This is a genomic window from Ewingella sp. C233 (genome assembly GCF_055407225.1).
Genome location: NZ_JBUZRI010000001.1, coordinates 226,876 through 252,683, shown reverse-complemented (window position 1 = coordinate 252,683; position 25,808 = coordinate 226,876). Strand labels below are relative to the sequence as shown.

Below are 25,808 nucleotides of genomic sequence, written 5' to 3'. Positions count from 1 at the left end.
ATTTCCTCCCCTTTACCGGGGGGAGGAATAAACCGTCAGCTATCGTATTGCCTGAACAGCGCCCTTCCCCGCAGTAAACGCACGCCCATCCAGCCACCGCATAGCGACAGCAGCAGCGCGCTGACCAGCGGCACCGACCACCAGAGCACCCTATTCGGCTCCCACGGGAAATCAAACACCTTACGTTGCAGTATCCACAGCGCGGCTTCAGCCCCGACGGCGGCGGCGATCCCAGCCACCAGCCCGAGCACGGCGAACTCACACCACAGCGTGCTGCGGAGCAGTTTTTTGCTGGCCCCCAGCGTGCGGTAGACAATCAGCTCCTGACGGCGCTGACGCATTCCGACCTGAATCTGTGCCAGCAGCAGTAAACCACCGCACAGCATCACCAGAATCACCATCACCTCCAGTGCGCGGCTCACCTGTTGCAGCACCTGGCCTACCTGTTTGAGGATAGAACCGATGTCCAGCAGGCTGAGCGTCGGGAACTGGCGGTTAAGTTGCGTAATAGCTTTACCGTCACCGTGGTAACGGAAGCTGGTTAACCAGCTTTGCGGCTGGGCATCCAGCGCGCCCGGCGGGAAGATGAAGTAGAAGTTTGGTCGCAGACTGTCCCAGTCCACTTTACGCAGGCTGGAAATTTTAGCGCTGAACTCCTGGGTATCACCGCTGAAGGTCAGCGTATCGCCCATCTTCACATCCAACCTTCCGGCCAGACCTTCGTCTATCGACACTTCACCGGCCTTCGGGGGGCCGTCACCGGCCACCAGCGGGTTATGATCTGGCAACCCCTGCATCCATGTCAGGTTCAGCTCGCGGTTGACCGCTTCGCCTGCGGCATCGTCCGGCTTAATGACGTCAGTCGCCACCTGCTGATTAATACCCGTCAGGCGCACGCGGACAATCGGGTAGAAGATTTCTGGTTCAGCCTGATGCTGACGCAGGAAGTCCGTCACCTGCGGCACCTGATCCTTGGTGATATTGAGCAGGAAATAGTTCGGGCTGTCCGGCGGCAGCTGTTGCTCCCAGCGGTCGAGTAAGTCACCACGCAGCACCAGCAGCAGGGCCAGCAGCATAAATGACATCGAGAACGCCGCCAGCTGGCTGAGCGTCACCCACGGCTGGCGCACCAGACGGTTGATTGCCAGACGCAGCGGCAGGCTGCCGACGCTGATACGCCGCAACAGCAACAGGCTGCCCCAGCCGATGGCGCCGAGCAACAACGACAGTACCACCACGCCTGCCAGCAGCGACCACAGCAGCGTACTGCCCCCCACCAGCGCGGCCAGCAGACCGACCACAATCACCAGCATCACAGGAATAAACCAGCGCAGCGGCCAGACATTCGCCACCACATCATTACGCAGCACGCGCAGCGGCTGCGTTGCCAGCAGTTGCTTATACGGACGTGCGCCGACCAGCAGCGAAATCACCACCAGCGATCCCATCGACCAGATCCACGGCCAGATACCGGATGGCGGCAGCGCCGACGGTAACACCGGTGCCAGCATTTTCATCAGCACGGCTTCAAACAGCAAACCGATGACGCTGCCACAGACCGCCGCTAGCAGCAGAACGGATACCCATTGGCCGATGATCAAACGGCGCAGCGTTTTTTTACCGGCGCCGAGCGTTTTCAGCACCGCCACCAGATCATAGCGGCTGCGGCAATAATGACCCATCGCGACGGCCACAGCGGCAATCGACAGCATCAGCGTCAGCAGCGCCGACAACAGCAAGAACTGTTGCGAGCGTTGCAGGGATTTGCCCAGTGCCCCTTCTGAATCCTCCATGCCATACCAGCGCTGATCCGGTTTCAGCAGGCCTTTAATGGCTTCGCCATAGGTATGAATATTTTCAGCCGTTCCGGCAAACATATAGCGATACGTCAGACGGCTGCCCGGCTGGATAGCACCGGTTTTCGGTACATCATCCAGATTCATAATCAGGCGTGGTGCGGTCTGGAATGGGTTGAACCCGGAGTCCGGCTCCTGAATGATTTCACCGGCAATTTTCAGCGTCGCGTCGCCGACTTCAAGATTGTCGCCCACTTTGACGTTCAGCAGCGCCATCAGGCGCGGGGCGGCAAGTACCGTGCCCGGATGAGGCTTAGCGCCCGGCGGCTGGGTTTGTAAGTCGCCATACAACGGATAGGCCTGATCCGTCGCTTTGACATCCGCCAGCTGCGGCGGTGTTTCGCCATCAACAGAACCCGCGAAAGTCATAGTCATAAAGCTCAACTGACGGCTGACTTTCAGCCCCTGCTTCTGCGCATCCTGCAACCAGGCTTCGGTGATCGGATGGGCCGAGCGCAGTACGCGGTCAGCGGCGATAAAGTCGCGGCTTTGCTGGCTCAACCCTTTTTCCATGCGGTCGCTGATACTGCCGAGCGCCAGTACGCAGGATACTGCCAGCGTCAGCGCCAGCCAGACAATCAGCAGTGAGGGTTGACGCCACTCACGCCAGAACCAGCGCCAGATCATGCCTCCTCCCACAATTTTCCATCACGCAGGCGCAGGCGGCGCTGGCAGCGGGCCGCCAGTTGTTCATCGTGCGTAACCAGAATCAGCGTAGTGGCTGCATCACGGTTGAGGGAAAACAGCAGATCCACAATGCGCTCGCCGGTGGCACGGTCCAGATTCCCGGTCGGTTCGTCGGCAAACAGCAATTTTGGCTTGCCGATAAACGCGCGAGCCAGCGCCACGCGCTGCTGTTCGCCGCCGGAAAGCTGCGCAGGCAGATGATGCTGACGCTCACCCAGCCCAAGCTGTTGCAACAGCTGCACGGCCTGAGCGCGGCTGCTGGCATCAGACTCGCCGCGCAGCAGGGAGGGCAGTTGCACGTTTTCCAGCGCATTCAGCGTCGGAACCAGCATGAAGGACTGAAAGACAAAACCGACGTTTTTGGCCCGCAGCGCCGCACGCCCCTCTTCGTTCATTTGTGTCAGCGATTGCCCCAGCAGTTTCACATCGCCACCGGTACCGTCGTCCAGACCGGCCAAAATACCCAGCAGGGTCGACTTACCCGAACCCGACTCGCCAATCAGCGCAATGGTCTGCGCCGGTTTGACAACCAGCTCCACACCGGAGAGGATGGTTAACTGACTTTCACCCTGACCAACGTGTTTACTAAGATGATGAACTTCAAGAACGTTTCCCGCTGGCATCTTCCTTTCCTTTTCCTTGTATCAATGCTGGTCACTGCGACCCTGAGTTTTCGTGCCGCAGCGGCTGATAATTTGCTGATTATCGGTGACAGTCTGAGTGCGGTTTACCGCCTGCCGGCCGAGAGTTCCTGGCCGTCGCTGCTCAATAAAAAGTGGCAGAGTGAGGCCGGTAAACCCACTATTATTAATGCCAGCATCAGCGGTGATACTGCCGCGCAGGGGCTGACGCGCCTGCCCGCGCTGCTCAAACAGCATCATCCGCGCTGGGTGTTAATTGAACTGGGAGCCAACGACGGTCTGCGCGGTTTCGCGCCACCGGCCATCTCGCAGACACTAAGCCAGATTATTACGCTGGTGAAACAGGCCGACGCCCAGCCGCTGCTGATGCAAATCCGCCTGCCGCCCAACTATGGCCGCCGTTATAATGACGCGTTTTATGCGATTTATCCGGCGCTGGCCAAACAACATGACATTCCGCTGGTGCCTTTCTTTATGGAACAGGTCGCCGTGAAACCGGAGTGGATGCAGGATGACGGTTTACATCCTGCGCAGGCGGCCCAGTCGTTTATCGCCGACTGGATGGCGGACAAATTGGCACCGCTGGTCAACTCCGGCGAAACCCTAAGTAAACCACAGTCCTGAAAAATAGGGGCTTCTGACAGGTAAAGTTATGCAAAAAGCTGTATTGATCACCGGCTGCTCCAGCGGCATTGGTTTGGTTGCCGCGCAGGATTTACGTAACCGGGGTTATCGCGTTCTGGCCGCCTGTCGTAAACCGCAGGATATTGAAAACCTGCGTCAGCTGGATTTTGAAACGATCGAACTGGATCTGGATGACAAACAGAGCGTCGCCCGCGCCGCCGCGGAAGTCCTGACCCTGACCGGCAACCGGCTTTATGGGCTGTTCAATAATGCCGGTTATGGCGTTTACGGCCCGCTGCATACTGTCAGCCGCGAACAGTTCGAGCAGCAATTTTCCACCAACCTGTTCGGCACCCATCAGCTAACGCAGTTACTGTTACCGGCCATGCTGGCGCACGGCGAGGGCCGTATTATTCAGACCAGTTCGGTAATGGGGCTGGTCAGCACGCCGGGCCGCGGTGCTTACGCCGCCAGCAAATATGCACTGGAGGCATGGTCCGACACGCTGCGCATGGAGCTGCACGGCACCGGGATTCAGGTCAGCCTGATTGAACCCGGCCCGCTCAGCAGCAACTTCACCCAAAACGTGAACCAGTCACAGGCCGATAAACCGGTGAATAACCCCGGTATTGCTCAGCGTTTTACCCTGACACCTGAAGCAGTATTGCCAAAATTACGCCATGCTTTAGAGAGCCCGAAAGCACGCTTACGCTATCCGGTAACACTGGTCGCCCACGCTTTATCGGTGCTAAAACGCCTGTTGCCCGGCCGCCTGCTGGACAAACTGCTGCGTGGCAATAGTTAACGCCACGGTTTTCGGGGGTTGAAGCTGCGAAAGCCGCCCCCATTTAAACCTGTATACTCATACCGTTGCGTCAGAAATAAGAGAACCTAATTCATGCTTGCACAACCTTCGATTATCGATATCAACGAAACCAACCTGCACCAGACGCTGGAACAGTCTATGGCGCTGCCGGTGATGTTCTATTTCTGGTCTGAACGCAGCCAGCACTGCCTGCAACTGGGGCCGATCCTCGACCGGCTGGCGGCGGAATACGCCGGTCAGTTGATCCTGGCCCGTGTCGACTGCGACGCCGAACCGGCTATCGCTCAGCAGTTTGGTTTGCGCTCCATTCCGGCGGTTTATCTGTTTAAAGACGGTCAGCCGGTCGATGGCTTCCAGGGCCCGCAGCCGGAAGAAGTGATCCGCGAACTGCTGCAAAAAGTTCTGCCAAAAGAAGAAGAGTTGAAAGTGACTCAGGCGCAGGAACTGATGGAAGCAGGCGATCTCACCGCCGCCCTGCCACTGCTGAAAGATGCATGGCAACTGAGCCACCAGCGCAGCGATATCGGCCTGATGCTGGCGGAAGTGCAGATTCAGCTTAACCGCAGCGACGACGCCGAAGCCGTGCTGGCGACCATTCCTTTGCAGGATAAAGATTCACGCTATCAGGGTCTGGTGGCGCAAATCGAACTGCTGAAACAGGCTGCCGATACGCCTGAAATCCAGCAGTTGCAGCAGCAACTGCAACAGGAGCCGGAGAACATCGAACTGGCCGTAAAACTCAGCCTGCAACTGCACGCCGTCGGGCGTAATGAAGAAGCGCTGGAACTGCTGATGGCACCGCTGAAAAAAGATCTCGGCGCGGCAAACGGCACGGCGCGTAAAACGCTGATGGATATTCTGGCCGCACTGGGCACCGGCGACGCGCTGGCCGCCAAATATCGCCGCCAGCTCTACTCTCTGCTCTACTGATTGTCTTCACGCGGTGGTCCCTTATGCGGGCCGCCGCGTTGTTTTCTTCCCCAGCTTCCGCGTCTCTTCCCCTGAACTATCCTTAATCAATACGCCTTCGTGTCGAATTGTGCGACAATCCCTGCTGAGCAAAGTTTGTCCTTATGCTTACAGGAATCTGTTTTTACTGGAAAAACCGGAAAAACACTCAGGACATCGAGTTACAGGAGTTGTATACCATGCTGACCGTCATCCCCATTATTATTGTTCTCGCGCTGCTGGTGGTATTTGCCGGCGTCAAAATTGTGCCACAGGGTTTCCAGTGGACCGTCGAACGCTTTGGCCGCTATACAAAAACGCTGATGCCAGGGTTAAATCTGGTGGTGCCGTTTGTTGACCGCGTTGGCCGCAAAATCAACATGATGGAACAGGTTCTGGATATTCCGTCCCAGGAGATCATCTCCCGCGATAACGCCAACGTGGCTATCGATGCAGTCTGCTTTATTCAGGTTATCGATCCGGCGCGCGCCGCGTATGAAGTGAGTAATCTCGAGCAGGCGATTGTCAACCTGACAATGACCAACTTCCGTACCGTACTGGGGTCGATGGAACTCGATGAAATGCTATCACAGCGTGACAACATCAACGCCCGCCTGCTGCATATCGTCGATGAAGCGACTAATCCGTGGGGCGTGAAAATCACCCGTATTGAGATCCGCGACGTCCGTCCACCCGCAGAACTGGTTTCCGCAATGAACGCCCAGATGAAAGCCGAACGTACCAAGCGTGCCGACATTCTGGAAGCCGAAGGGGTGCGTCAGTCTGCTATTTTGCGTGCCGAAGGTGAGAAACAGTCACAAATACTTAAGGCCGAAGGTGAGCGTCAGTCCGCGTTCCTGCAGGCAGAGGCCCGCGAACGTGCCGCTGAAGCGGAAGCACAGGCGACCAAAATGGTATCTGAAGCCATCGAAGCGGGCAGTGTTCACGCCATCAACTACTTTGTGGCGCAGAAATACACCGATGCTCTGACCAAAATAGGCTCAGCCAATAATAGCAAAGTGATCATGATGCCGCTGGATGCCAGCAGCCTGATGGGATCCATTGGCGGTATCGCTGAATTACTGAAAGAAACCAAAGGCGGCAAATAATGCTGCAACAGCTTATAGCAAGCCCGCACCTTTTCTGGCTGTCGCTCGGCGGCCTGCTGCTGGCAGCGGAACTGCTCGGTGCGAGCGGTTATTTGCTGTGGAGTGGCATTGCGGCGGCGCTGGTCGGTTTACTGACCTGGGTGTTGCCGCTGTCGTGGGAGTGGCAGGGGGTCTGCTTTGCCGTGCTGACCATGGTAGCCGCATGGTTGTGGTGGCGCTGGCTGAGCAGCCGCCAGAAGTCTGACCCGCAGAACAGTTCACTGAATCAGCGCGGCCAGCAGATGGTCGGTAAGCACGCAACGGTGCTGGAACCCATGAGCAACGGCTATAGCCGCGTGCGTATCGGTGACAGCACCTGGCGCATTACCAGTACCGCGCAGTTAAGCGTGGGCGATGACGTGATCATCACTCACGTAGAAGGGATCACTTTGCGGGTTGAGCCGGGGAAGAACAGCACCCTGTAAGATTATTGATAATCGGACACTCCGCCCCTTCATCACCCGGACAAGATTCTGCCAGCGTCAGCAGCCGCTGGCGCATCTCTTTCAGTTCTTCGATGTGCCGCGCAATCTCGGCGGCCTTCTCCAGCGTCCGCGCTTTGACGTCCGCACTGTGGCGCTCAGGGTTGTGGAATAACGCCACCAGTTCCTGACACTCATCCAGCGTGAATCCGACCTGCCGCGCCTGACGCAGCAGAGTCAGCTCTTCGATATGTTTGGGTGCATAACTGCGGTAACCGTTATCGCTGCGCATCGGCGCGGTGACCAGTCCCTTCTCCTCATAAAAACGGATCGCCTTGCTGGTCAGTCCGGTTTTTTTTGCCACATCGCTGATATTCATATTACCTCCTTGACCTTACCCTTGCTGGAAGGTTTATCCTACCGTCTGAATCAAAAAAGACCAACCGGCTATTGATGAGGAACATACTATGACGACCACCGTTTTGAATCTTGAAGGTTTATCCTGCGGGCACTGCGTGGCCTCTACGCGTAAAGCGCTGGAAGCCGTCCCTGGCACCACTCAGGTTGATGTCGAACTGAATAAAGCCGTTGTGCAAAGCTCCGCTGACAGCCAGCAGTTGATTGCCGCCGTGGAAGAAGCCGGGTATCACGCCGAAGTGGCCTCCTGACATCATCCCGAAAAATCAGGACTTTCCCCCTGTTCGCTAGGCCAGTGACGCGCTAGCATGTCCCTTCGTTCATTGAAGGAGACAACGCCATATGGGCCATATTTTTTACCAGCTTGCCCGCTGGCTGGGTCTGCTTTCGCCGGCTGAATATCACTACCCGGCTATCGATATTCAGCTTACCGGCGACAGGCATTTGCATCTGGTGGGCAGCATTCACATGGGCACAATGGACATGCAACCGCTGCCCGATATTCTGCTTAAACGCCTGTCACAGGCTGACGCGTTGATTGTTGAAGCGGACATCAGCGGCGCCGACTCCCCTTTTGGTCAAACCGATGACCTTTCCCCCCTCGCCGAACGCCTGAACGAACAGCAATATCAGCAGATCGAAAGTCTGTGTGATGAGCTGGGCACGTCGGTCTACAGCATGAACCGGTTGCCGTGCTGGCAGGTCGCGCTGATGTTGCAGGCAGGACAGGCACAGCGGCTGGGTCTGCGGGGCGAATATGGAATTGACTATCAGTTGCTGAATGCCGCCCGTCAGCAGCACAAAAAAGTGATTGAACTCGAAGGCCCGCAGGAGCAGTTGGCGCTGTTACAACAGCTGCCTGAAGATGGCCGCGCGCTGCTCGACGATACCCTGACTCACTGGCATACCAATGCCCGCTTGCTGCAAACCATGATCAGCTGGTGGCTGGAGTCGCAACCGAGCCAGGCGATGGAACAGCTACCCAATACCTTCAGCAATGAGTTATACGATGTGTTAATGCATCAGCGTAACCAGCGCTGGAAACAGCAACTGAACGCCCTGCCTGCGGGGAAATATGTGGTGGCCGTCGGTGCGCTGCATCTGTATGGCGAAGGAAATTTGCCGGATCTGTTGTTAGAAGGGAAGCACTGAGGCCGCTTTAAGGAGGGAGAGGATAAAAAAATGGCCAATATTTCTATTGGCCAGTCAAAGAGGAACTTCATTTTATTAGTTATAGCTACAGCGCTGGTCCCTTGCAGGGCACAGTACCGGCGGCGGTAGGTTAGCAATCTGTATTGGGTCTTGGCAACAACCATTCGCTGGACTAGTATTGATGGTCCGCTCAAGAAACAGGCTTTGTTGTTTACTATCAAAAGATTGAGCAGGGTTATTATTTTTTCGCTAATTAAGTCATCGTGATTGCCTGAGGCCATTTAGGGCAACGGACACGGTGGCTTTTTTATTGGGATGTTCTGTCCGGGGAGTGTCATGACACCAGCAGTTAATTTATTAGAAAAGAACAAGATAGCCTTCACGCTCCACCCTTATGAACACAGCAGCGACGAGACTAACTTCGGCGATGAGGTGGTTAAAAAGCTCGGACTGGATGCGCATCAGGTCTACAAAACATTACTGGTGGCACTTAACGGTGACGCAAAAAATCTGGCCGTGGCGGTGACGCCGGTAGCCACTCAACTCGATTTGAAAAAAGTCGCTAAAGCACTGGGAGCTAAGAAAGCCGATATGGCGGATCCGCAATTAGCCCAGCGCGTGACCGGATATCTGGTGGGTGGGATCAGCCCGCTGGGGCAGAAAAAACTGTTGCCGACGGTGATCGACAGCCCTGCGCAGAACTTTGCCACCATTTTTGTATCCGGGGGTAAACGCGGGCTTGATATTGAGCTGTCCGCCAGCGATCTTTGTAGCCTGCTGCGTGGAAAGTTTGCCGACATCGCCAAAATCGACTAACTCAATCCACTACCTATACCCAATAGATTTCAAGATGCAGGAAGGCGGCAAGCGAGTGAATCCCGATGCGCTTACATAAGTAAGTGATTCGGGTGATTGAGCGCAGCCAACGCATCTGCGGCTTGAAAGATGAAGGGTATATTACAATAAGAAAGGCCCGACAGAATGACCGACCGTACTGACATCCCCGCGCCTCCACCGGTGAGCGCGGCGAAACGCACCGCTTTCTCTATTCTGGCGGCGATCAGCGTCTCACACTTGCTTAATGACATGATCCAGTCGCTGATCCTTGCGATCTACCCGCTGCTGCAAAATGAGTTTTCCCTCAGTTTTACGCAGATCGGCATGATCACGCTGACCTATCAGATCACCGCGTCCCTGTTACAGCCGCTGATTGGCTATTACACCGATAAACATCCGCAGCCCTATTCGTTGCCGATTGGCATGGGCTTCACCCTGTCCGGTCTGCTGCTGCTCTCCGTCGCGCAGACCTTCCCGCTGGTGCTACTGGCAGCGGCGCTGGTCGGTACTGGTTCATCGGTATTCCATCCGGAATCCTCCCGCGTGGCGCGCATGGCCTCGGGTGGGCGTCATGGTCTGGCGCAGTCGGTCTTCCAGGTCGGCGGAAACTTCGGCAGTTCACTGGGGCCGCTACTGGCAGCGCTGATTATTGCGCCTTACGGTAAAGGTAACGTGGCGTGGTTCTCACTGGCGGCGCTGCTGGGTATTGTGGTTTTGCTGCAAATCAGCAAGTGGTATCGCCAGCAACAGCAGATCATCAAAAAACGTGGGCCGGTGCCAAATAATGTAACGGTACTGCCGCGCAAAACCGTGGCGCTGTCGATGGGCATTTTACTGGTACTCGTGTTCTCAAAATACTTCTACCTGACCAGCCTGAGCAGCTATTACACCTTCTATCTGATCCACAAGTTTGGTGTGTCGATTCAAAACGCCCAGATCCACCTGTTTGTGTTCCTGTTCGCCGTGGCGGCAGGCACCATTATTGGCGGACCGATTGGCGATAAGATTGGTCGTAAATACGTGATTTGGGCGTCGATCCTTGGCGTGGCCCCCTTCACGCTGATGCTCCCCCACGCCAACCTGATGTGGACCAGTATTCTGAGCGTGATCATCGGGGTGATTCTGGCGTCGGCGTTCTCGGCGATTCTGGTCTTCGCGCAAGAGCTGATCCCCGGCAAAGTCGGCATGGTTTCGGGGCTGTTCTTCGGTTTGGCATTTGGGATGGGTGGACTCGGCGCGGCCGTTCTCGGCTACGTGGCTGACCGTACCAGCATTGAACTGGTTTACCAGATCTGCGCCTTCCTGCCGCTCCTCGGGATTCTTACGGCATTCCTGCCGAATCTCGAACAAAAACAGTCCTAAACCTCCTGCCTTCAGCTGCCGATACTTCAGTATCGGCAGCGCACCTGCCTTGTCAGATAAAACATTGCCATGCAAAACCCTACGAAATGTCACTCCCGGCCTGATTTGCATCCAGTCTGCTCTTTTTGACATTCAGGGCACTTTTTTCTGCACATCAAAACACGATATACAATAAACTGATTAACAATCTCTTACATATTGGTCTGATGTATCACAAGAAGGAGTCTGGATGCACAATTCTACGCCCTTGATCACCACCATTGTCGGCGGTCTGGTGCTGGCGTTCCTGTTCGGAATGCTCGCCAATCGTCTTAAAATTTCCCCTCTGGTTGGCTATCTGGCCGCTGGCGTACTGGCCGGGCCATTTACGCCTGGCTTTGTCGCAGATACTTCTCTGGCTCCGGAGCTGGCGGAAATTGGCGTCATCCTTCTGATGTTCGGCGTAGGTTTGCATTTCTCCCTTAAAGATCTTCTTGCAGTTAAATCCATCGCTATTCCCGGTGCGGTGATACAAATCGCCGTTGCCACGCTGCTGGGCATCGGCCTGTCGCGGCTGCTCGGCTGGGATCTGGGCGCGGGTGTAGTCTTCGGTTTATGCCTTTCTACCGCCAGTACCGTGGTGCTATTGCGGGCACTTGAAGAACGGCAACTGATTGACAGCCAGCGCGGGCAAATTGCCATTGGCTGGCTGATTGTCGAAGATCTGGTGATGGTGCTGGCGCTGGTTCTGCTGCCGGCCTTCAGCAATATGATTGATAACAATCACTCCAGCTTCACTGACCTCGCGCTGGAGCTGGTGCTCACGCTCGGAAAGGTGGTGGCCTTTGTTACGCTGATGCTGGTGGTAGGCCGCCGTCTGGTGCCGTGGATACTTGCCAAAACTGCGAGTACCGGCTCACGCGAACTGTTTACGCTGGCCGTGCTGGCACTGGCGCTGGGCATTGCTTACGGTGCCGTCAAATTGTTCGACGTCTCCTTCGCGCTGGGAGCGTTCTTTGCCGGAATGGTACTGAACGAGTCAGAACTAAGCCACCGCGCCGCGCACGACACTCTGCCGCTGCGTGATGCCTTCGCGGTGCTTTTCTTCGTGTCAGTCGGCATGCTGTTTGACCCGCTGATTATCCTGCATGAGCCGCTGGCGGTCCTGGCAACGCTCGGCATCATCGTGTTCGGCAAATCCATCGCCGCCTTCCTGCTGGTGAAAACCTTCGGCCACTCGCGGCGGACAGCGCTGACGATTTCGGTCAGTCTGGCGCAAATTGGCGAGTTCGCTTTTATTCTGGCAGGGCTTGGGATCACGCTCGGTTTGCTGTCAGAACATGGCCGTAATCTGGTGCTGGCCGGGGCGATTCTGTCGATTATGCTCAATCCGCTCCTGTTCAGCCTGCTGGAGCGGTATCTGGTCAAAACGGAAACGATTGAAGATCAGAGTATCGAGGAGGCCGTCGAAGACGAGAAACAGATCCCCTTCGACCTCTGCAATCACGCCTTGCTGGTGGGTTACGGACGTGTCGGCAGTCTGTTAGGTGAAAAGCTACAGGCCGCCGGGATCCCGCTGGTCGTCATTGAAAATTCCCGCCCACGCGTCGAAGCGTTGCGCGCCCAGGGGATCAGCACCGTACTGGGTAATGCAGCCAATCAAGAAGTGATGGATCTGGCGCGTCTTGACTGCGCACGCTGGCTGCTGGTGACTATTCCCAACGGTTATGAAGCCGGTGAGATCGTCGCATCTGCGCGCACCAAGCGCCCCAATATTGAGATCATTGCCCGCGCCCACTATGACGACGAAGTGAATTACATCATGGAGCGCGGTGCCAATGAAGTCGTCATGGGAGAACGCGAAATAGCCAACAGCATGCTAAATATGCTGCGCGTTGACGTGATGAGCGAAGAAGATAAACGGCCTTACTGCCCGATCTGATGTAGCAATCGGCACAACAATTCCCACATCCTAACCCCAGAAATCCGCCTCTCTCTGCGGATTTCTGGATTTAACTTTACGGCTCTACTCCTCTGCAAACGACCGAGTTTAAGGGATAATCAATCCCGGTGGTTTTATTGATCAATAGGTTTATTGATCAACGGGTTTATTGACCGATGAGCTTATTGATCGACCATTTTATTTGCCGGTATATTCCGGCGTATTAATCCATTGATGGTCTTTCTCCCAACTGAACAACCATTTTCGATTTGGACCGGCCATCACATTAAGGTAATAGCTGTCATAACCCGCCAGTGTCGCAACCGGGTGATAGCCTTTAGGGACCATGACAACATCTTTATTATAAACGGCCATTGTCTCATCTAAAGAACGATCATCAGTATAAACACGTTGCAGGCAAAATCCCTGTGATGGCTTCAAACGATGGTAATAAGTTTCCTCCAGACGGGTTTCCTTGCCAGGGATATCAGTGTCATGCTTATGGCTGGGATAAGAACTGGTACAACCTTGCGCTGTATACACCTCAACAATCAGTAAACTGCCCGCCGGTTCATCATCAGGTAATATATTTTGCACAAAGCGCTGATTATTACCCACCCCTCTTAATTCGGTTTTGATCTGCTGTGGCGTAATCAGGCGGGTGGCGTAACCGCTTTTCCCCGGTGCCTGACAAACCGCCAGTTCCAACGCCGTCTCGGCGATAATCTGGCAGGTCTCATTCGGTTTGAGATACACGGCCCAGGGCGGTATTTTCTCGAACGGGTCCATACGCTCACCGATATTCTTAAACGTCTGAGACGACGTGATCACCGTTGCCCGCCCGGCCACCAGAACCAGACATTGTTCCAATGGCGTGACGGGCAAGGTGATGATTTGCTCAGGCATTAATTCATAAACAGAGAACCCGATATAGTCCCAGCCAGCCGTTTCAGGCGTAATACATTGCGTTCTTCCTTTTTCATCGGGAGCATGATATTTCGAGAGTAAATATGACATGGCCTGCCTCTTAACAAGAAGTGAGCGTAGGAAAATTCATTCTTCGCGAATGCCTATTTTCCCCGTTGGTCCCAAAGTTCGATCAGTGAACGGTAATTATTTCTGATATTTTCCACCAGAGTTTCATCGCTAATATCATTGTTAAGCCATGCGGCAGCAGAGCGACCAAATATCGACCGACCAACGGCAAAACCTTTCACGATGGGATAACCTACTGATGCATCAAAACCGGCTTTCAATTTTTCCATCGGCATATCAAGGCCGAGAATCAGTACGCCCCGGCACCAGGGATCGAACTCTTCAATGAGCCCGCTGAGTTTCTGCCAGGATGCTGATGATAAAGGCGGTAATTTCCACCAATCGGGTTTGATACCCAACTGATAGAAATGCTGAATTTGCTGTAGAAAAGCCCCATCGTCTTGTGGCATACCCGCTGGCAAAATCACTTCTAGTAAGAGTTCATGCCCGGACTGGCAACAAGCCTGGTAAATCTCCTCCACCAAGCGGTCTTGTTCTTGTTGCATAGGCGCAGCATCTTGTGGATGACAGAAAACCAGACATTTAACGACCTGCTCCAGAGGCCAGGTGCGAAGTTGTGAGCCGATATTTCCGTGCTCCAGACGCAGCGGGCGTGAACCTGGCAGCTCGACCGGGCGGGCAATCCAATACCCCGTACCCGTTGCCTCATTGAGAACGTCCTGCCCAAAAGTGCTGTCGCAAAGAATACCGGCTTTTCCCTGTAGGCCGCGCTCTTCAACCACCGAACGGTAACCAGAAAAAATCAGCTTTTTCAATTGCGGGATCAGGGCAAGATCCGCTCTGGCCGCATCGGCCATCGCGACCAGTTGGCTTCGATGATCAAAGGCTAAAATGCAGAGTTCATTCCATTGGGTACGACGGGTCGTCACCCGGTGAAGATGGTTAAGACGGCTATCTTTATCAGGCCGTGGCACTGTGTTTACGCGCGATAAATAATCGTCCAGCTCTATCCTGGTAGGCATGGCCGGGGCGCATCCGTGGCGCGAAACCACCAGCGCACCGCAGGCATTCGCGTAAGCGCAGGTTTTCTCCCATCCATCATTACTGAGATACCCCCGCAATAATCCGGACATGAAAGCATCACCGGCCCCCAGAACGTTAAGTACCTCAACCTGCACACCGTGAACGGTTAAGCCAAGATCCAGGCTGTCCGGTATTTTGCCTGAAAATACTGAGCACCCCAGGGAGCCCCGCTTGCAGACCAATTCTGCCTGCGTTTTTTTACGCACATTTTTCAATGCTTTCAGCGTATCGGTTGAACCACCTGCAATATGGAACTCTTCTTCCGTACCGACAATCAGGTCAAACATATTTAAAACGTCTTGCAGCTCATGCGTGACTTCATCTGAGGCGACAAAACGCGTTTCCCCATCACCCAAAGAGGTCAGTCCCCATAGCACCGGGCGATAATCGATATCTAATGCCGTTTTAACGCCATGAAAACGGGCATAACTCAACGCCGTCAATACGGCTTCGCGCGTTTGAGGATGTGATAAATGCGTCCCCGTCACGGCAAGGCAGCGGGCAGAGGCAATATATTCTTCATTGACGTCATCTGCAGTGATCGCCATATCCGCACAATTATCACGGTAAAAAATCAGGGGAAAGGTATCGCGGTCTTTAATTCCCAGCAGAACCAGCGCCGTCAGGTGGTTTTTGTCTGTAATAAGGTGGCTGGTGTCACACCCTACACTTTGCAACTCCTGTCGCAAAAAGCGCCCCATGTGCTCATCTCCAACCCGTGCCAGCATGGAAGATCGTAACCCCTGCCGGGCCGTGCCATAGGCAACATTGCCTGATGATCCTCCGAGGTATTTTGAAAAAGTAGAGGCATCTTCGAGTGACGCACCTATTTGTTGTGCGTAGAAATCAACTGCCACCCTTCCCATACAGATCACATCGAACTGTTTATCTTTGTTCACAACGTCGATCTCCTGAATGATGTCTGGTCATAAGACATCGAAATAAATTGAGCCTGAGCCGCCGGTTGATTAATAAGGTCGGGCAAACGTCTGCAACATATCTTCGATATCGCTGGCGGCGGCGGTAATGGCTGGATTTGTGGCAACCTGCGCCGTGCCCGTGCGCCACCAAGCGTTGTAGCCATGCGTCATGGTTTTGGGCAAAATTTTGATATCTATAAGAGTGCTATGCGGATGCTGGCGAGCCTCATCCAATGCTTGCCATAACTCACTTTCGCTGTGGACACTCCAGCTTTTACAGCCATAGCTTTCGGCATTTTTAGCGAAGTCGATCACGGCCAGCGCTCCATCGAGCACACCACTTATTGGATTACGCTGACGGTTTTCGGTGCCGAAACTGCCCATGCCCTGACTCATTTGCAGGTTGTTGATACATCCGAACCCTGCGTTATCAAACAGGAGTACGGTGATTTTTATCCCCTCCTGAAGAGAAGTAACGAGTTCGCTATGTAACATCAGGTAAGCGCCGTCTCCCACGAAGGTGTATACCGGTTGCTGCGGGCAGGCCAACTTAGCGCCGATAGCGGCGGCGACTTCATACCCCATGCAGGAATATCCATATTCGGCGTGATAAGTGTCAGGCGTCTGTGCTTGCCACAGACGCTGCAAATCACCGGGCAGGGATCCGGAAGCGCTGACCACAATGGCGTTATTTTCGAGATGCTGTTGCAGCACGCCAATAACCTGAGTTTGGGTGAGCGTCGTTTGCAGGGCCTGACTGTATTCAGGAAGCGAATATCGCAGGGGGTCTGAGACTTCTGGTGTGAAATCAGAGAGATATCTGATGGCATAAAGGCGCTTAACTTCGTCACGCCACTCCGCTTTAGCGTCCGGGATCTCATTACCCCATTGGCTACGATAGCCCTTGCGGGCGAGGAGATGCGTCAACACGGCCAGACTCTCGCGCGCGTCCCCCACAACCGGCAAGGCATCGAGTTTGCACGCGTCAAATTCCGCGACATTCAGCGTAATGAATTCCACATCCGGATTCTGGAATAGTGATTTTGAGGCCGTCGTAAAATCGGTAAAACGGGTGCCCACACCGATAATTAAATCAGCCTGATTAGCGAGGGTGTTGGCTGGCATCGCCCCCGTGACACCGATCCCCCCACAGTTAAGGGAATGTGAGGAAATAACTGCACTTTTCCCTGCTTGTGTTTCACCGAAGGGGATCTGGAACCGTTCAGCAAATACCCTGAAGGCTTCATGTGCCTCAGAATAGCGAACACCACCGCCACAAATTAAAAGCGGGTATTTTTTTCGATGAATCAGCGCAACGGCTTCCTCGATCCGCTGTTCCATGGGTGGACGCCGTTCAATGACATGTATCCGGGTACGAAAGAAAGACTCCGGATAATCATAGGCTTCACCCTGAACATCCTGTGGAAGACAGAGAGTGACCGCTCCCGTGTCGGCGGGATCGGTTAATACTCGCATGGCTTGAATTAATGCTGACATCAGCTGTTCCGGGCGAGTTATCCGGTCCCAGTAGCGTGAAACCGGACGGAAGCAATCATTGGTGCTCAGCGTATTGTCGTGGTATTGCTCCACTTGCTGTAACACCGGGTCAGGCTGGCGGGATGCATAAACATCGCCAGGAAGCAGCAGCAGGGGAATGCGGTTTGCCGTCGCGGTTGCGGCAGCGGTGATCATATTTGCCGCACCGGGACCGACTGACGAGGTTACCGCATAGACACCGCGCCGCTTAAGCTGTTTGGCATAGCCGAGGGCAATATGTGCCATGCCCTGCTCATTGCATCCCTTATGCACGATCAGGTTTCCGGCGTCTTGCTCCAATGCCTGGCCTAATCCCAGAACGTTGCCATGACCAAAAATTGTAAAGACACCCCGTACAAAAAGCTGGCGAGTGCCGTCAAACTCGATGTACTGCTGGTTCAGAAATTTGACTAAGGCTTGCGCCATCGTCATTTTTTGGGTTCTCATTAAGACTCTCTCCTGACGAATGGCACTATTTCATGGTCGGCATTGAGAAACCGTTGTCCTGGGTCTCGCCTTCAGGCCAACGCGTTGTCACTGTTTTCATTCGGGTATAAAAACGCACGCCATCAGGCCCATGAACATTGAGTGGGCCGAAAATGGAACGTTTCCAGCCGCCAAAACAGTGGAATGCCATAGGAACCGGGACAGGAATATTGACCCCGACCATGCCAGCAGTCACATGGGTACAGAATTCACGGGCTGCGCGGCCGCTACGGGTGAAAATTACCGCACCGTTGCCATAAGGATTGTCATTAATTAATTTCAGCGCGCTGGCAAAGTCAGGAGCACGAATCAGGCAAAGTACCGGCCCGAAAATCTCTTCCTGATATATCGTCATCTGTGGAGAGACGTGATCAAATAGCGTCGGGCCAATAAAGAATCCGTTTTCGTGCCCGACGACATGAATATCCCGGCCATCGCACAATATTTTCGCGCCCTGCTCTTCACCACTCATGATATAAGCGGAGATCTTATCCAGATGAGCACGGGAAATAACCGGCCCCATATCGTTCTCAGGTTCCTGCTTATCGCCTGCCCCGACACGGATATTGCGCATCAGCGGATGAAGTTTGTTAATTAGAGCATCAGCCGTTTTATCACCAATGGCGACCACCACAGACAGCGCCATGCAGCGCTCCCCGGCAGCACCGAAAGCCGCGGCGGTAATGGCAGCCGCCGCCATGTCCAGATCGGCGTCCGGCATCAGAATGGCGTGGTTTTTTGCCCCCCCCAATGCCTGACAACGCTTACCATTGGCCGACGCCGTTGCATAAATGTATTCAGCTACAGGGGTGGAACCTACGAAGCTAACGGCCTGCACGAGCGGGTCGGTGATGAGAACATCAACCGCGTTTTTACCGCCGTTTACCACGTTGAATACGCCTTTAGGCAGACCCGCCTGGGTTAATAATTTAGCGAGATGCAGGGCTAAAGAAGGGACTTTTTCAGAAGGCTTAAGGATAAACGTGTTTCCCGCAGCAATGGCTATTGGGAACATCCACATCGGCACCATGGCAGGAAAATTAAACGGCGTGATACCCACACAAACGCCGATGGGCTGCATCAATGAGTGACTATCAACCCCAGATCCAACGTTGTTGGAAAAATCACCTTTAAGCAGATGCGGAATACCGCAGGCAAACTCAACCACCTCTATTCCCCGCGTGATTTCCCCTACAGAGTCAGAAAGAGTCTTACCGTGTTCCTGAGTGATAATGTGCGCGAGCGAATGGAGGTTATCTTCCAGCAATTGTTTGAATTTAAAAAGAATACGAGATCGCTTTAGTGCCGAGGTTGCCGCCCAGGCAGGGAATGCCGCATGGGCGGCAGCAATGGCGCGCTGCACATGCACGGATTCGCTGTCTACCACCCGGTGCACAGGCAACCCAGTTGCTGGATTTACTACGTTGAGAGTATTTGGGTAAACACTTCCGTCGATCTTTCCATCAATGAAGTTCTGAACAATATTAGCGACCATTTTGTAACCTCTCGTTCCATGATAAATCGAAATGAAAACGTAAATTCCAATAATTATAATAGTGAAATATTAATTTCATTTAGTGACGGAGGTAGCTTTTCCAGATGAAAAAATCAAACTTATGGCAGCTTGCCGTGGAGGGAGTTACCCATTCTGGTGCTAAGATAGCTAAACGATGAAAAATACATTCGAAATTAAGCATCACTTTTGGTGATAGGAGTAATGATTTTGGCAGTGACTACTCTGGGCGAACTTCAGGAACAAATCCGTAATCGCTATGAAAGCCTCAGTAAGCGTCTACAGCAAGTTTCAATATATCTGATTGATAATTCGCATGATGTCGCCTTAGACACTCTCAACATCACTGCGCAAAAAGCCAATGTGCCCCCTTCAACGCTGATTCGTTTTGCCAGTGCATTTGGTTTTGATGGTTTCAATGAAATGAAATTACTGTTTCGAAACAGCCTGGCTGAAGACACCGCAAGTTACACCGACCGGGCCAGACTTTTTCATGAAATGAATGGCACAAAGGAGATGAGCGAAACGCCTCAGGAAATTTTACAGGAGTTTGTTCGGGCCAATACTCAGGCTATGCAACAGTTGGCACTGCGCATTGAGCCAGAACAACTGCAAAAAGCCGTGGATTTGCTACAGGATGCGGAAAATATTTATATCGTCGGGCTGCGTCGCTCGTTTAGCGTAGCGGTTTATCTGGCCTACGCGTTTAGTCATCTGGAGCGCAATACCTTCTTAATCGATGGTCTCGGCGGCATGTTTAATGAGCAGCTAAACCGCTTAAGTGCGCGCGATACCGTCATATCTATCAGTTTCTCGCCTTATGCTCAGGAAACGCTGAATGTCAGTGAGGCCGCAGCCAAATCCGGCGCCCGGCAAATCGTTATCACAGACAGCCAGCTCAGCCCGTTGGCCAGTTTTAGCGACGTGTGTTTTGTGGTGAAAGAAGCTCAAATCGATGCATTCCGCTCTCAATCGGCCACCCAGTGTTTGGCACAAACCTTAGTTGTGGCGCTGGCCTATCAACAAAGCCATCGCCTTTAAACCGCTTTTGCACGAAGGTCTGTGAGACATCGGTTCTGACAGACTTTTTCTCCGCGCATGTCAAATTTCATCCTGCCTTTGATGCTCCTCCTTGCCACAAAAAAATAACTCATTGAATTATATTAATATTATTTAATAACCTGTGATTGAGAACGCATAAAACAAATTTATTGTTTTACTTGAATTTGAAATATGCATTTCATGTAGCAACTCAGGCAATACCCTACGCGCTTTTTAGGACTGTTTGTTTTCTCTCACTATGAATGTCGCCTATGCCTTACGCAGCCTGGGTTTTAAAAGGGATATGTGCACAAATGAGGATCTAATTATGACTATTACAGCACCGCCGCTCACGCTTCCCCAAAAAGAATATGACCCGAGCGGAGTTAAGCACAATGTTTGGTATGTCGTATCGGTATGTCTTGTTGCAGCCTTAGGCGGTTTTTTATTTGGATTCGACACCGCCGTTATTTCTGGTTCGATTGATGCGCTTAATCGCCTTTTCTCACTCACTCCCGCACAAACAGGCTGGGCCGTTTCGAATGTCATCATCGGTTGCATCATCGGTGCCTTGCTTGCAGGCAAGTTGGCGGAGCGTTTCGGGCGTAAAAAGGCGCTGTGTATCGCGGCTGTTCTTTTTATTGTCTCGATCGCAGGCGTAGCACTGTGTCATTCATTCACAACGTTCGTGATATTTCGTATGTTGGGCGGCGTCGGTGTAGGGTTGGCATCCGTGGTTTCTCCCATGTATATGTCGGAAGTCGCCCCCAAGGATATGCGGGGAAGAGCGGTTGGCATGCAGCAATTTGCGATTGTTTTAGGGCAAAGCGCGGTTTTTTTCTCTAACTATCTCATTGCTCGTGGCCATACCCCGGACTGGATAATGGATGTTGGCTGGCGCTGGATGTTTTGTGTCGGTATCGTGCCATGCGTGGCATTTCTGATCACCGTTTTTATTATCCCTGAGTCACCGCGCTGGAATGTGATTAATGGCTTTGAAGATAAAGCATTTAAAACATTTTCACGCATCTCAGACCCTGCACATGCAAAGCATCTGATTGATGATATCAAGAGTTCATTAATCGCTGAGCAACAGTGGCAAGGTAAAAAAGGGATGTTGCTCTCCCCAGAGGTCATTTTCATCCTGATGGTTGGTTGCATGATTGCGGTATTTAATCAACTTACCGGGATTAACGCCATCATGTACTACGCCCCAGAAATATTAAAAAATGTTATGGGTTCAATGGAAAGCGCCCTACTCCAAACGTCTCTTCTTGGGGCGGTATTTGTCCTTGGTAATGCACTCGGCCTCTACTTAATTGATAAAACAGGTCGCGTGAAATTGATGTATATCAGCTCAATCGGTTGTGCAATTGGACTGCTGTTAGCTTCATTCAGTTTATATATGCAGGCTTACGGATACCTGGCAATTGGTGGATTGATGATTTTCCTGGTGGCATTCTCTGTCGGTTGGGGAGTGGCAAGTTGGACATTAGTCTCGGAGATATTCCCCAATAGAATACGCGCCTCTGGCATGGGTATAGCGATTGGTTGCCAATGGATTGCGGCATTTATCGTGGCCCAACTCTTCCCGATTATCAGTGAAAACGCGTGGTTAAAAGACAATTTCCACGGCGCATTCCCGATGTGGATTTTCGTGGTCCTGATGGTTATTTCACTTTATCTCATTCATCGATTTATTCCTGAAACCAAAGGAATATCCCTTGAGAGAATTGAAGGGATTATTCTCGCAAGGCGCAGGACACAACATTAAAACATCATAAGACTTGGAACTATTTCACCTGGCAAAACAAGTGTCAGCACTGACGCTAACCGCATTATTCATATGAAATAAATGGAGTTATTATGAACGCCGAAAAAGTAAGATTGGGTATAGCCCCTATCGGGTGGACAAATGACGACCTGCCAGAATTGGGGGGAGAAATCACCTTTGAGCAGTGTATCAGTGAAATGGCACTGGCAGACTACACAGGGTCAGAAGTCGGAAACAAATACCCAAGAGACACGAAAATTCTTAAAGAAAAACTCTCCTCACGTGGCCTTGAAATATGCAACGCATGGTTTAGTACTTTTTTTGCAGACTATAAAAGTGAACAAACCATAGCAGACTTCATTAAACACCGTGATTTCTTACACGAAATGGGGGCTAAGGTTATTGGTTGCTCTGAACAGAGTAAAAGCATTCAGGGGCTTAAACTCCCTATTTTATTTAATAAAATAGAATTCAGCGACAAAGAGTGGGAGTTAGTCGCAAACGGTTATAACACGTTAGCTTTACTGGCAGCAGAAAAAGGTATGGAAGTCTGCCTGCATCATCACATGGGCACGGGAATTCAAACCACGGCAGAAATTAACCGTTTTATGCAATCCGTAAGCGACAATGTTTATCTGTTATTTGACACAGGCCACCTCTATTATGCTGAAGGAACGCAGTCAGCCATGTTAGATGTGTTAAAAACTCATATTGACCGTATTATTCACGTCCATTTGAAGGATGTTCGTGATGAGATTATCGAAGAAGTAAGAACAAAAAAATTGAGTTTTTTAGATGGTGTAAAAAAAGGAACCTTCACAACACCCGGTGACGGTGTTATCGACTTCTCGCCCGTATTCGAATTATTGGATAAGCATAATTATTCGGGTTGGATGGTGGTGGAAGCCGAGCAAGATCCAGCGATTGCCAATCCATTTAACTACGCCTTACAGGCACGTAGTTACATCAAAAAATTAGCGGGGATATGAATATGTTAACCATTGGTATTATTGGTGCAGGACGCATTGGCCGTGTACATGCCACAAGCATCACAAATTATATTCAAAATGCAAAAATAAAAGCTATTTCAGATATTCATATTACACCTGAGTTAACGGCCTGGGCTGCCTCTGTTGGAATAACCGAACTACATGATGACTATCACCAAATTCTTTCAGATAAAGAAATTGATGCCGTTCTCATATGCTCTTCAACCAATACCCACGCTCAAATTGCTATTGAAGCGGCGAAAGCGGGCAAACATATTTTTTGTGAGAAGCCGATAGATACGCAAATACCTCTGATTAAAGAGGTCATCAGCGCCGTTAAAAAACATAAGGTCAAATTCCAGGTGGGCTTCAATCGTCGTTTTGATCATAACTTCAAAGCACTGAAGGATCATGTCACCAACGGAAAAATCGGGGTACCGCATATCATCAAAATCACGTCACGCGATCCTGATGCGCCCCCCATCGAATATGTGAAGGTCTCCGGTGGGATGTTCCTGGATATGACAGTCCATGATTTTGATATGGCACGCTATCTGTCGGGAAGCGAAGTCGTTGAAGTGTATGCTGCCGGGGCTGTGCTGGTTGATCCTGCTATTGGTAAGGCCGGGGATATTGATACGGCAGTCATCACACTGAAAATGCAAAGCGGCGCGATTGCGGTGATTGATAACAGTCGTAAAGCTATTTATGGCTATGACCAGCGCGCTGAAGTGTTTGGCTCTTTAGGGGCCGTTGAATCTGGCAATGACACTGATACCACCGTCCGTTATTCCCACGCAGGTTCTGTTGAGTCTGACAAACCAAAATATTTCTTCCTTGAACGTTACATGCAGTCTTTCGCTGATGAAATGAAAGCATTCGTCGATGCGGTAATCAATAATACGGATGTTCCCGTCGGTGCTGAAGACGGCTTGCCACCGATCCGAATTGCACTTGCAGCGAATTTGTCGTTGAAAGAAAACCGTCCGGTTAAAATTAGCGAAATAGTGATCTAAGCAGACGGACAATAATGTCGGATTATTGTTTGTTAAAGCAGAAAGCAAACTCACCACGTCCTCGCGACGCGGTGAGTTTTTTCATGTTGAGACGCGCTAAAACCTTAAAGCTGGCATCGGGCTGACGCTCAGACCGATGAGCGACTCACCACGATATTGAACCCCTCCTCGGCCTGCGGCGGCACAAAGAAGCTGGTGATGAAATCGAATTGTTGGTCGGTGGCTGAGAAATCATGCTCACCGGCCTGATTACGGGCGCGTAAACGGGCTTTGCATACCTCGTCAGGCACATCAAGAAAATAGAGGCGGTTATCCGCGCCTGATGCCTCAACAATCCCCTTCATCCAGTGGCGGTTTGCCAGCGTGTTGGCGGGGAAATCGAGGACAACCGACATTCCGGCTTGCAACAAAGCAACCAGATGCGGCGCCATAGCATCACGCAGTTTGGCCGAACAACGCACGTAATCCGCTACGTCGTGCATTTCGCCCGCGTACAATCGCGCCAGCCATTGATCTTCACTGATAATCACCGTCAGGGGGCGTGCAGCAAGCTCCGCCGACAGTGTCGATTTGCCCGAGGCAATTTTTCCACAAAGCAGATGAAGGGTGGGATTTTGCGTGGCTGTCTGTGTCATTGTTTTCCTCGCTGAATATGATTATCTGCAAATGAATCTCTGAGACTGTCTTCTTGCTGTCCGACTGGCTGATCGTGCAATAACAACATCCAGTCGTGAAAGACCTGCACTTCAGGACGACGGAGTGCTTGTTCCGATCTGACCATATAATAAGACCAGGTCAGCGGCCATGGATAGGTGGAATAGAGCTGAATAAGTTGCCCGTTATCAATCGATTGTTCAACCAGCGCCCGCCGCACAATAGCCACACCGCGACCGCTGAGTGCCGAGAGGATCACCGCCGACGTGGAGTTAATATGCAAACTGCTCGTGCCGATGTGAACATACCCAAGAGTGCTGAGAACACGCTCCCATGTCGGCATATTCGCGCCGGGATGGGGTGTATCGTCGTAGATGAGTTTCTGTTTGTTTAACCAGGCGCCGTCAGGTTCTTCCCCAGCGTTTAGTATCAGCGGACTGCATACCACCACAGCCTCTTCATCCATGAGCCAGGTCGGGTGCAACCCCGGCCAGTTCCCCGGCCCGCAACGAAGCCCGATATCCGCCTCACCATGTGCCAGATCACTATGTCTGTCTGTGACATCGAGGCGTAAATCGATATCTTCGTGCTGCTCTGCAAAGCGGTTAAGCCGCGACATCAGCCAGTTCATCATCAGCACCTGTGATGCAGTCACTACAATGACGGAACGGGCACGGCGTCCGCGCAATTTTTTCAACCCGCTCTCGAGTTTATCCAGCCCGTGAGTAATGTCCTGTAACGCTTCCCGCACTTCTGCCAACACCACCAGCCGCTGCTTACCGGAACGGGTGCGAGTCAGTAACGGATGGCCAACCCACTCTTCCAGCGAACGCACCAGTTGCCCGACTGCCGCAGGTGTGACGCCGAGTTCTTCTGCCGCGCCGGTAAAGCTGCCATGGCGGGCAGCTGCTTCAAAAGCATGAAGCCATTTAAGTCTGTTTAATGAGCGCATAGTCAGG

Annotated in this window: 23 protein-coding genes; 14 read left to right on the top strand and 9 right to left on the bottom strand. The window is 52.5% G+C overall.

Translation table 11 applies throughout. From position 1 onward, the window contains the following. Window positions 1–35: 35 nt before the first annotated feature. Complete coding sequence (ybbP, locus tag ACZRKO_RS01220) at window positions 36–2,483, bottom strand: putative ABC transporter permease subunit YbbP (RefSeq protein ID WP_463735458.1); 2,448 nt, start codon at window positions 2,481–2,483, stop codon at window positions 36–38. Continuing rightward, on the bottom strand, window positions 2,480–3,166 hold the full coding sequence (gene ybbA / locus ACZRKO_RS01215; protein WP_463735457.1) for a putative ABC transporter ATP-binding protein YbbA: 687 nt from the start codon (window positions 3,164–3,166) through the stop codon (window positions 2,480–2,482). Before ybbA ends, ybbP begins: the two co-directional genes overlap by 4 nt. Here ybbA and tesA point away from each other — a divergent pair. The 5 genes from tesA to ACZRKO_RS01190 all read left to right on the top strand — a co-directional run bounded on the left by tesA (window position 3,137) and on the right by ACZRKO_RS01190 (window position 7,155). Next, on the top strand, window positions 3,137–3,808 hold the full coding sequence (tesA, locus tag ACZRKO_RS01210) for a multifunctional acyl-CoA thioesterase I/protease I/lysophospholipase L1 (RefSeq protein ID WP_463737435.1): 672 nt from the start codon (window positions 3,137–3,139) through the stop codon (window positions 3,806–3,808). The genes ybbA and tesA overlap by 30 nt on opposite strands. A 28-nt stretch (window positions 3,809–3,836) precedes the next feature. After that, a complete protein-coding gene (locus ACZRKO_RS01205; RefSeq protein WP_463735456.1) occupies window positions 3,837–4,613 on the top strand; it encodes an SDR family oxidoreductase in 777 nt (258 codons plus the stop codon). A 93-nt stretch (window positions 4,614–4,706) separates the two neighbouring features. Next, window positions 4,707–5,564, top strand: a complete 858-nt coding sequence (locus ACZRKO_RS01200) for a co-chaperone YbbN (protein ID WP_463735455.1) — start codon at window positions 4,707–4,709, stop codon at window positions 5,562–5,564. 218 nt (window positions 5,565–5,782) lie between these two features. Beyond that, window positions 5,783–6,691 carry an SPFH domain-containing protein gene (locus ACZRKO_RS01195; protein ID WP_463735454.1) on the top strand — a complete coding sequence of 303 codons (909 nt, stop codon included), beginning with the start codon at window positions 5,783–5,785 and terminating at the stop codon, window positions 6,689–6,691. Then, window positions 6,691–7,155 carry an NfeD family protein gene (locus ACZRKO_RS01190; RefSeq protein ID WP_463735453.1) on the top strand — a complete coding sequence of 155 codons (465 nt, stop codon included), beginning with the start codon at window positions 6,691–6,693 and terminating at the stop codon, window positions 7,153–7,155. The genes ACZRKO_RS01195 and ACZRKO_RS01190 overlap by 1 nt, the downstream gene beginning before the upstream one ends. On the opposite strand, the gene cueR is transcribed toward ACZRKO_RS01190, so the two are convergent. Next, window positions 7,115–7,531, bottom strand: a complete 417-nt coding sequence (cueR, locus tag ACZRKO_RS01185) for a Cu(I)-responsive transcriptional regulator (RefSeq protein WP_463735452.1) — start codon at window positions 7,529–7,531, stop codon at window positions 7,115–7,117. The two genes, ACZRKO_RS01190 and cueR, sit on opposite strands and share 41 nt — an antisense overlap. Before the next feature lie 88 nt (window positions 7,532–7,619). Between cueR and ACZRKO_RS01180 the strand changes: the two genes are divergently transcribed. From ACZRKO_RS01180 to ybaL, 5 genes are all read left to right on the top strand, one after another. Next, entirely contained in the window at window positions 7,620–7,820 is a 201-nt protein-coding gene (locus tag ACZRKO_RS01180) for a cation transporter (RefSeq protein ID WP_463735451.1), read from the top strand. A 91-nt stretch (window positions 7,821–7,911) separates the two neighbouring features. Next, entirely contained in the window at window positions 7,912–8,721 is an 810-nt protein-coding gene (locus ACZRKO_RS01175) for a TraB/GumN family protein (RefSeq protein ID WP_463735450.1), read from the top strand. Window positions 8,722–9,057: 336 nt separating this feature from the next. Beyond that, complete coding sequence (ybaK, locus tag ACZRKO_RS01170) at window positions 9,058–9,537, top strand: Cys-tRNA(Pro)/Cys-tRNA(Cys) deacylase YbaK (protein WP_463735449.1); 480 nt, start codon at window positions 9,058–9,060, stop codon at window positions 9,535–9,537. Between the two features lie 165 nt (window positions 9,538–9,702). Next, on the top strand, window positions 9,703–10,920 hold the full coding sequence (locus tag ACZRKO_RS01165; protein WP_463735448.1) for an MFS transporter: 1,218 nt from the start codon (window positions 9,703–9,705) through the stop codon (window positions 10,918–10,920). A gap of 229 nt (window positions 10,921–11,149) precedes the next feature. After that, entirely contained in the window at window positions 11,150–12,841 is a 1,692-nt protein-coding gene (gene ybaL / locus ACZRKO_RS01160; protein ID WP_463735447.1) for a YbaL family putative K(+) efflux transporter, read from the top strand. A gap of 198 nt (window positions 12,842–13,039) precedes the next feature. Here the strand turns inward: ybaL and iolB are convergent, their stop codons facing one another. From iolB to ACZRKO_RS01140, 4 genes are all read right to left on the bottom strand, one after another. Continuing rightward, a complete protein-coding gene (gene iolB, locus ACZRKO_RS01155) occupies window positions 13,040–13,858 on the bottom strand; it encodes a 5-deoxy-glucuronate isomerase (protein ID WP_463735446.1) in 819 nt (272 codons plus the stop codon). 53 nt (window positions 13,859–13,911) lie between these two features. After that, complete coding sequence (locus ACZRKO_RS01150) at window positions 13,912–15,819, bottom strand: bifunctional 5-dehydro-2-deoxygluconokinase/5-dehydro-2-deoxyphosphogluconate aldolase (RefSeq protein ID WP_463735445.1); 1,908 nt, start codon at window positions 15,817–15,819, stop codon at window positions 13,912–13,914. Between the two features lie 69 nt (window positions 15,820–15,888). Then, entirely contained in the window at window positions 15,889–17,823 is a 1,935-nt protein-coding gene (iolD, locus tag ACZRKO_RS01145; protein WP_463735444.1) for a 3D-(3,5/4)-trihydroxycyclohexane-1,2-dione acylhydrolase (decyclizing), read from the bottom strand. A 25-nt stretch (window positions 17,824–17,848) separates the two neighbouring features. Beyond that, window positions 17,849–19,357 carry a CoA-acylating methylmalonate-semialdehyde dehydrogenase gene (locus tag ACZRKO_RS01140; RefSeq protein ID WP_463735443.1) on the bottom strand — a complete coding sequence of 503 codons (1,509 nt, stop codon included), beginning with the start codon at window positions 19,355–19,357 and terminating at the stop codon, window positions 17,849–17,851. A 225-nt stretch (window positions 19,358–19,582) separates the two neighbouring features. On the opposite strand from ACZRKO_RS01140, the gene ACZRKO_RS01135 reads away from it, so the two are divergent. From ACZRKO_RS01135 to iolG, 4 genes are all read left to right on the top strand, one after another. Continuing rightward, a complete protein-coding gene (locus tag ACZRKO_RS01135) occupies window positions 19,583–20,416 on the top strand; it encodes a MurR/RpiR family transcriptional regulator (protein WP_463737434.1) in 834 nt (277 codons plus the stop codon). 328 nt (window positions 20,417–20,744) lie between these two features. Next, the gene (locus tag ACZRKO_RS01130; protein ID WP_463735442.1) at window positions 20,745–22,190 is read left to right on the top strand and encodes a sugar porter family MFS transporter; all 1,446 of its coding nucleotides are present in this window, start codon (window positions 20,745–20,747) and stop codon (window positions 22,188–22,190) included. 92 nt (window positions 22,191–22,282) lie between these two features. Beyond that, the gene (iolE, locus tag ACZRKO_RS01125; protein ID WP_463735441.1) at window positions 22,283–23,179 is read left to right on the top strand and encodes a myo-inosose-2 dehydratase; all 897 of its coding nucleotides are present in this window, start codon (window positions 22,283–22,285) and stop codon (window positions 23,177–23,179) included. Between the two features lie 2 nt (window positions 23,180–23,181). After that, window positions 23,182–24,195 (top strand): inositol 2-dehydrogenase, encoded by a 1,014-nt coding sequence (iolG, locus tag ACZRKO_RS01120; protein ID WP_463735440.1) that lies wholly within the window; start codon window positions 23,182–23,184, stop codon window positions 24,193–24,195. 128 nt (window positions 24,196–24,323) lie between these two features. Here the strand turns inward: iolG and ACZRKO_RS01115 are convergent, their stop codons facing one another. Then, window positions 24,324–24,830, bottom strand: a complete 507-nt coding sequence (locus ACZRKO_RS01115; RefSeq protein ID WP_463735439.1) for a P-loop nucleotide/nucleoside kinase family protein — start codon at window positions 24,828–24,830, stop codon at window positions 24,324–24,326. Beyond that, window positions 24,827–25,801, bottom strand: a complete 975-nt coding sequence (locus ACZRKO_RS01110; RefSeq protein ID WP_463735438.1) for a LysR substrate-binding domain-containing protein — start codon at window positions 25,799–25,801, stop codon at window positions 24,827–24,829. Before ACZRKO_RS01110 ends, ACZRKO_RS01115 begins: the two co-directional genes overlap by 4 nt. Window positions 25,802–25,808 lie beyond the last annotated feature (7 nt).

Coding starts and splice junctions, on each gene's coding strand:
- iolG (WP_463735440.1), top strand. CDS start 23,182: ATGTTAACCATTGGTATTATTGGTGCAGGACGCATTGGCCGTGTACAT.
- ACZRKO_RS01195 (WP_463735454.1), top strand. CDS start 5,783: ATGCTGACCGTCATCCCCATTATTATTGTTCTCGCGCTGCTGGTGGTA.
- ybaL (WP_463735447.1), top strand. CDS start 11,150: ATGCACAATTCTACGCCCTTGATCACCACCATTGTCGGCGGTCTGGTG.
- ACZRKO_RS01200 (WP_463735455.1), top strand. CDS start 4,707: ATGCTTGCACAACCTTCGATTATCGATATCAACGAAACCAACCTGCAC.
- ACZRKO_RS01180 (WP_463735451.1), top strand. CDS start 7,620: ATGACGACCACCGTTTTGAATCTTGAAGGTTTATCCTGCGGGCACTGC.
- cueR (WP_463735452.1), bottom strand. CDS start 7,531: ATGAATATCAGCGATGTGGCAAAAAAAACCGGACTGACCAGCAAGGCG.
- iolE (WP_463735441.1), top strand. CDS start 22,283: ATGAACGCCGAAAAAGTAAGATTGGGTATAGCCCCTATCGGGTGGACA.
- ACZRKO_RS01140 (WP_463735443.1), bottom strand. CDS start 19,357: ATGGTCGCTAATATTGTTCAGAACTTCATTGATGGAAAGATCGACGGA.
- ACZRKO_RS01115 (WP_463735439.1), bottom strand. CDS start 24,830: ATGACACAGACAGCCACGCAAAATCCCACCCTTCATCTGCTTTGTGGA.
- ACZRKO_RS01175 (WP_463735450.1), top strand. CDS start 7,912: ATGGGCCATATTTTTTACCAGCTTGCCCGCTGGCTGGGTCTGCTTTCG.
- iolD (WP_463735444.1), bottom strand. CDS start 17,823: ATGAGAACCCAAAAAATGACGATGGCGCAAGCCTTAGTCAAATTTCTG.
- ACZRKO_RS01130 (WP_463735442.1), top strand. CDS start 20,745: ATGACTATTACAGCACCGCCGCTCACGCTTCCCCAAAAAGAATATGAC.
- ybaK (WP_463735449.1), top strand. CDS start 9,058: ATGACACCAGCAGTTAATTTATTAGAAAAGAACAAGATAGCCTTCACG.
- iolB (WP_463735446.1), bottom strand. CDS start 13,858: ATGTCATATTTACTCTCGAAATATCATGCTCCCGATGAAAAAGGAAGA.
- ybbP (WP_463735458.1), bottom strand. CDS start 2,483: ATGATCTGGCGCTGGTTCTGGCGTGAGTGGCGTCAACCCTCACTGCTG.
- ACZRKO_RS01110 (WP_463735438.1), bottom strand. CDS start 25,801: ATGCGCTCATTAAACAGACTTAAATGGCTTCATGCTTTTGAAGCAGCT.
- ACZRKO_RS01165 (WP_463735448.1), top strand. CDS start 9,703: ATGACCGACCGTACTGACATCCCCGCGCCTCCACCGGTGAGCGCGGCG.
- ACZRKO_RS01190 (WP_463735453.1), top strand. CDS start 6,691: ATGCTGCAACAGCTTATAGCAAGCCCGCACCTTTTCTGGCTGTCGCTC.
- tesA (WP_463737435.1), top strand. CDS start 3,137: ATGAACTTCAAGAACGTTTCCCGCTGGCATCTTCCTTTCCTTTTCCTT.
- ACZRKO_RS01205 (WP_463735456.1), top strand. CDS start 3,837: ATGCAAAAAGCTGTATTGATCACCGGCTGCTCCAGCGGCATTGGTTTG.
- ybbA (WP_463735457.1), bottom strand. CDS start 3,166: ATGCCAGCGGGAAACGTTCTTGAAGTTCATCATCTTAGTAAACACGTT.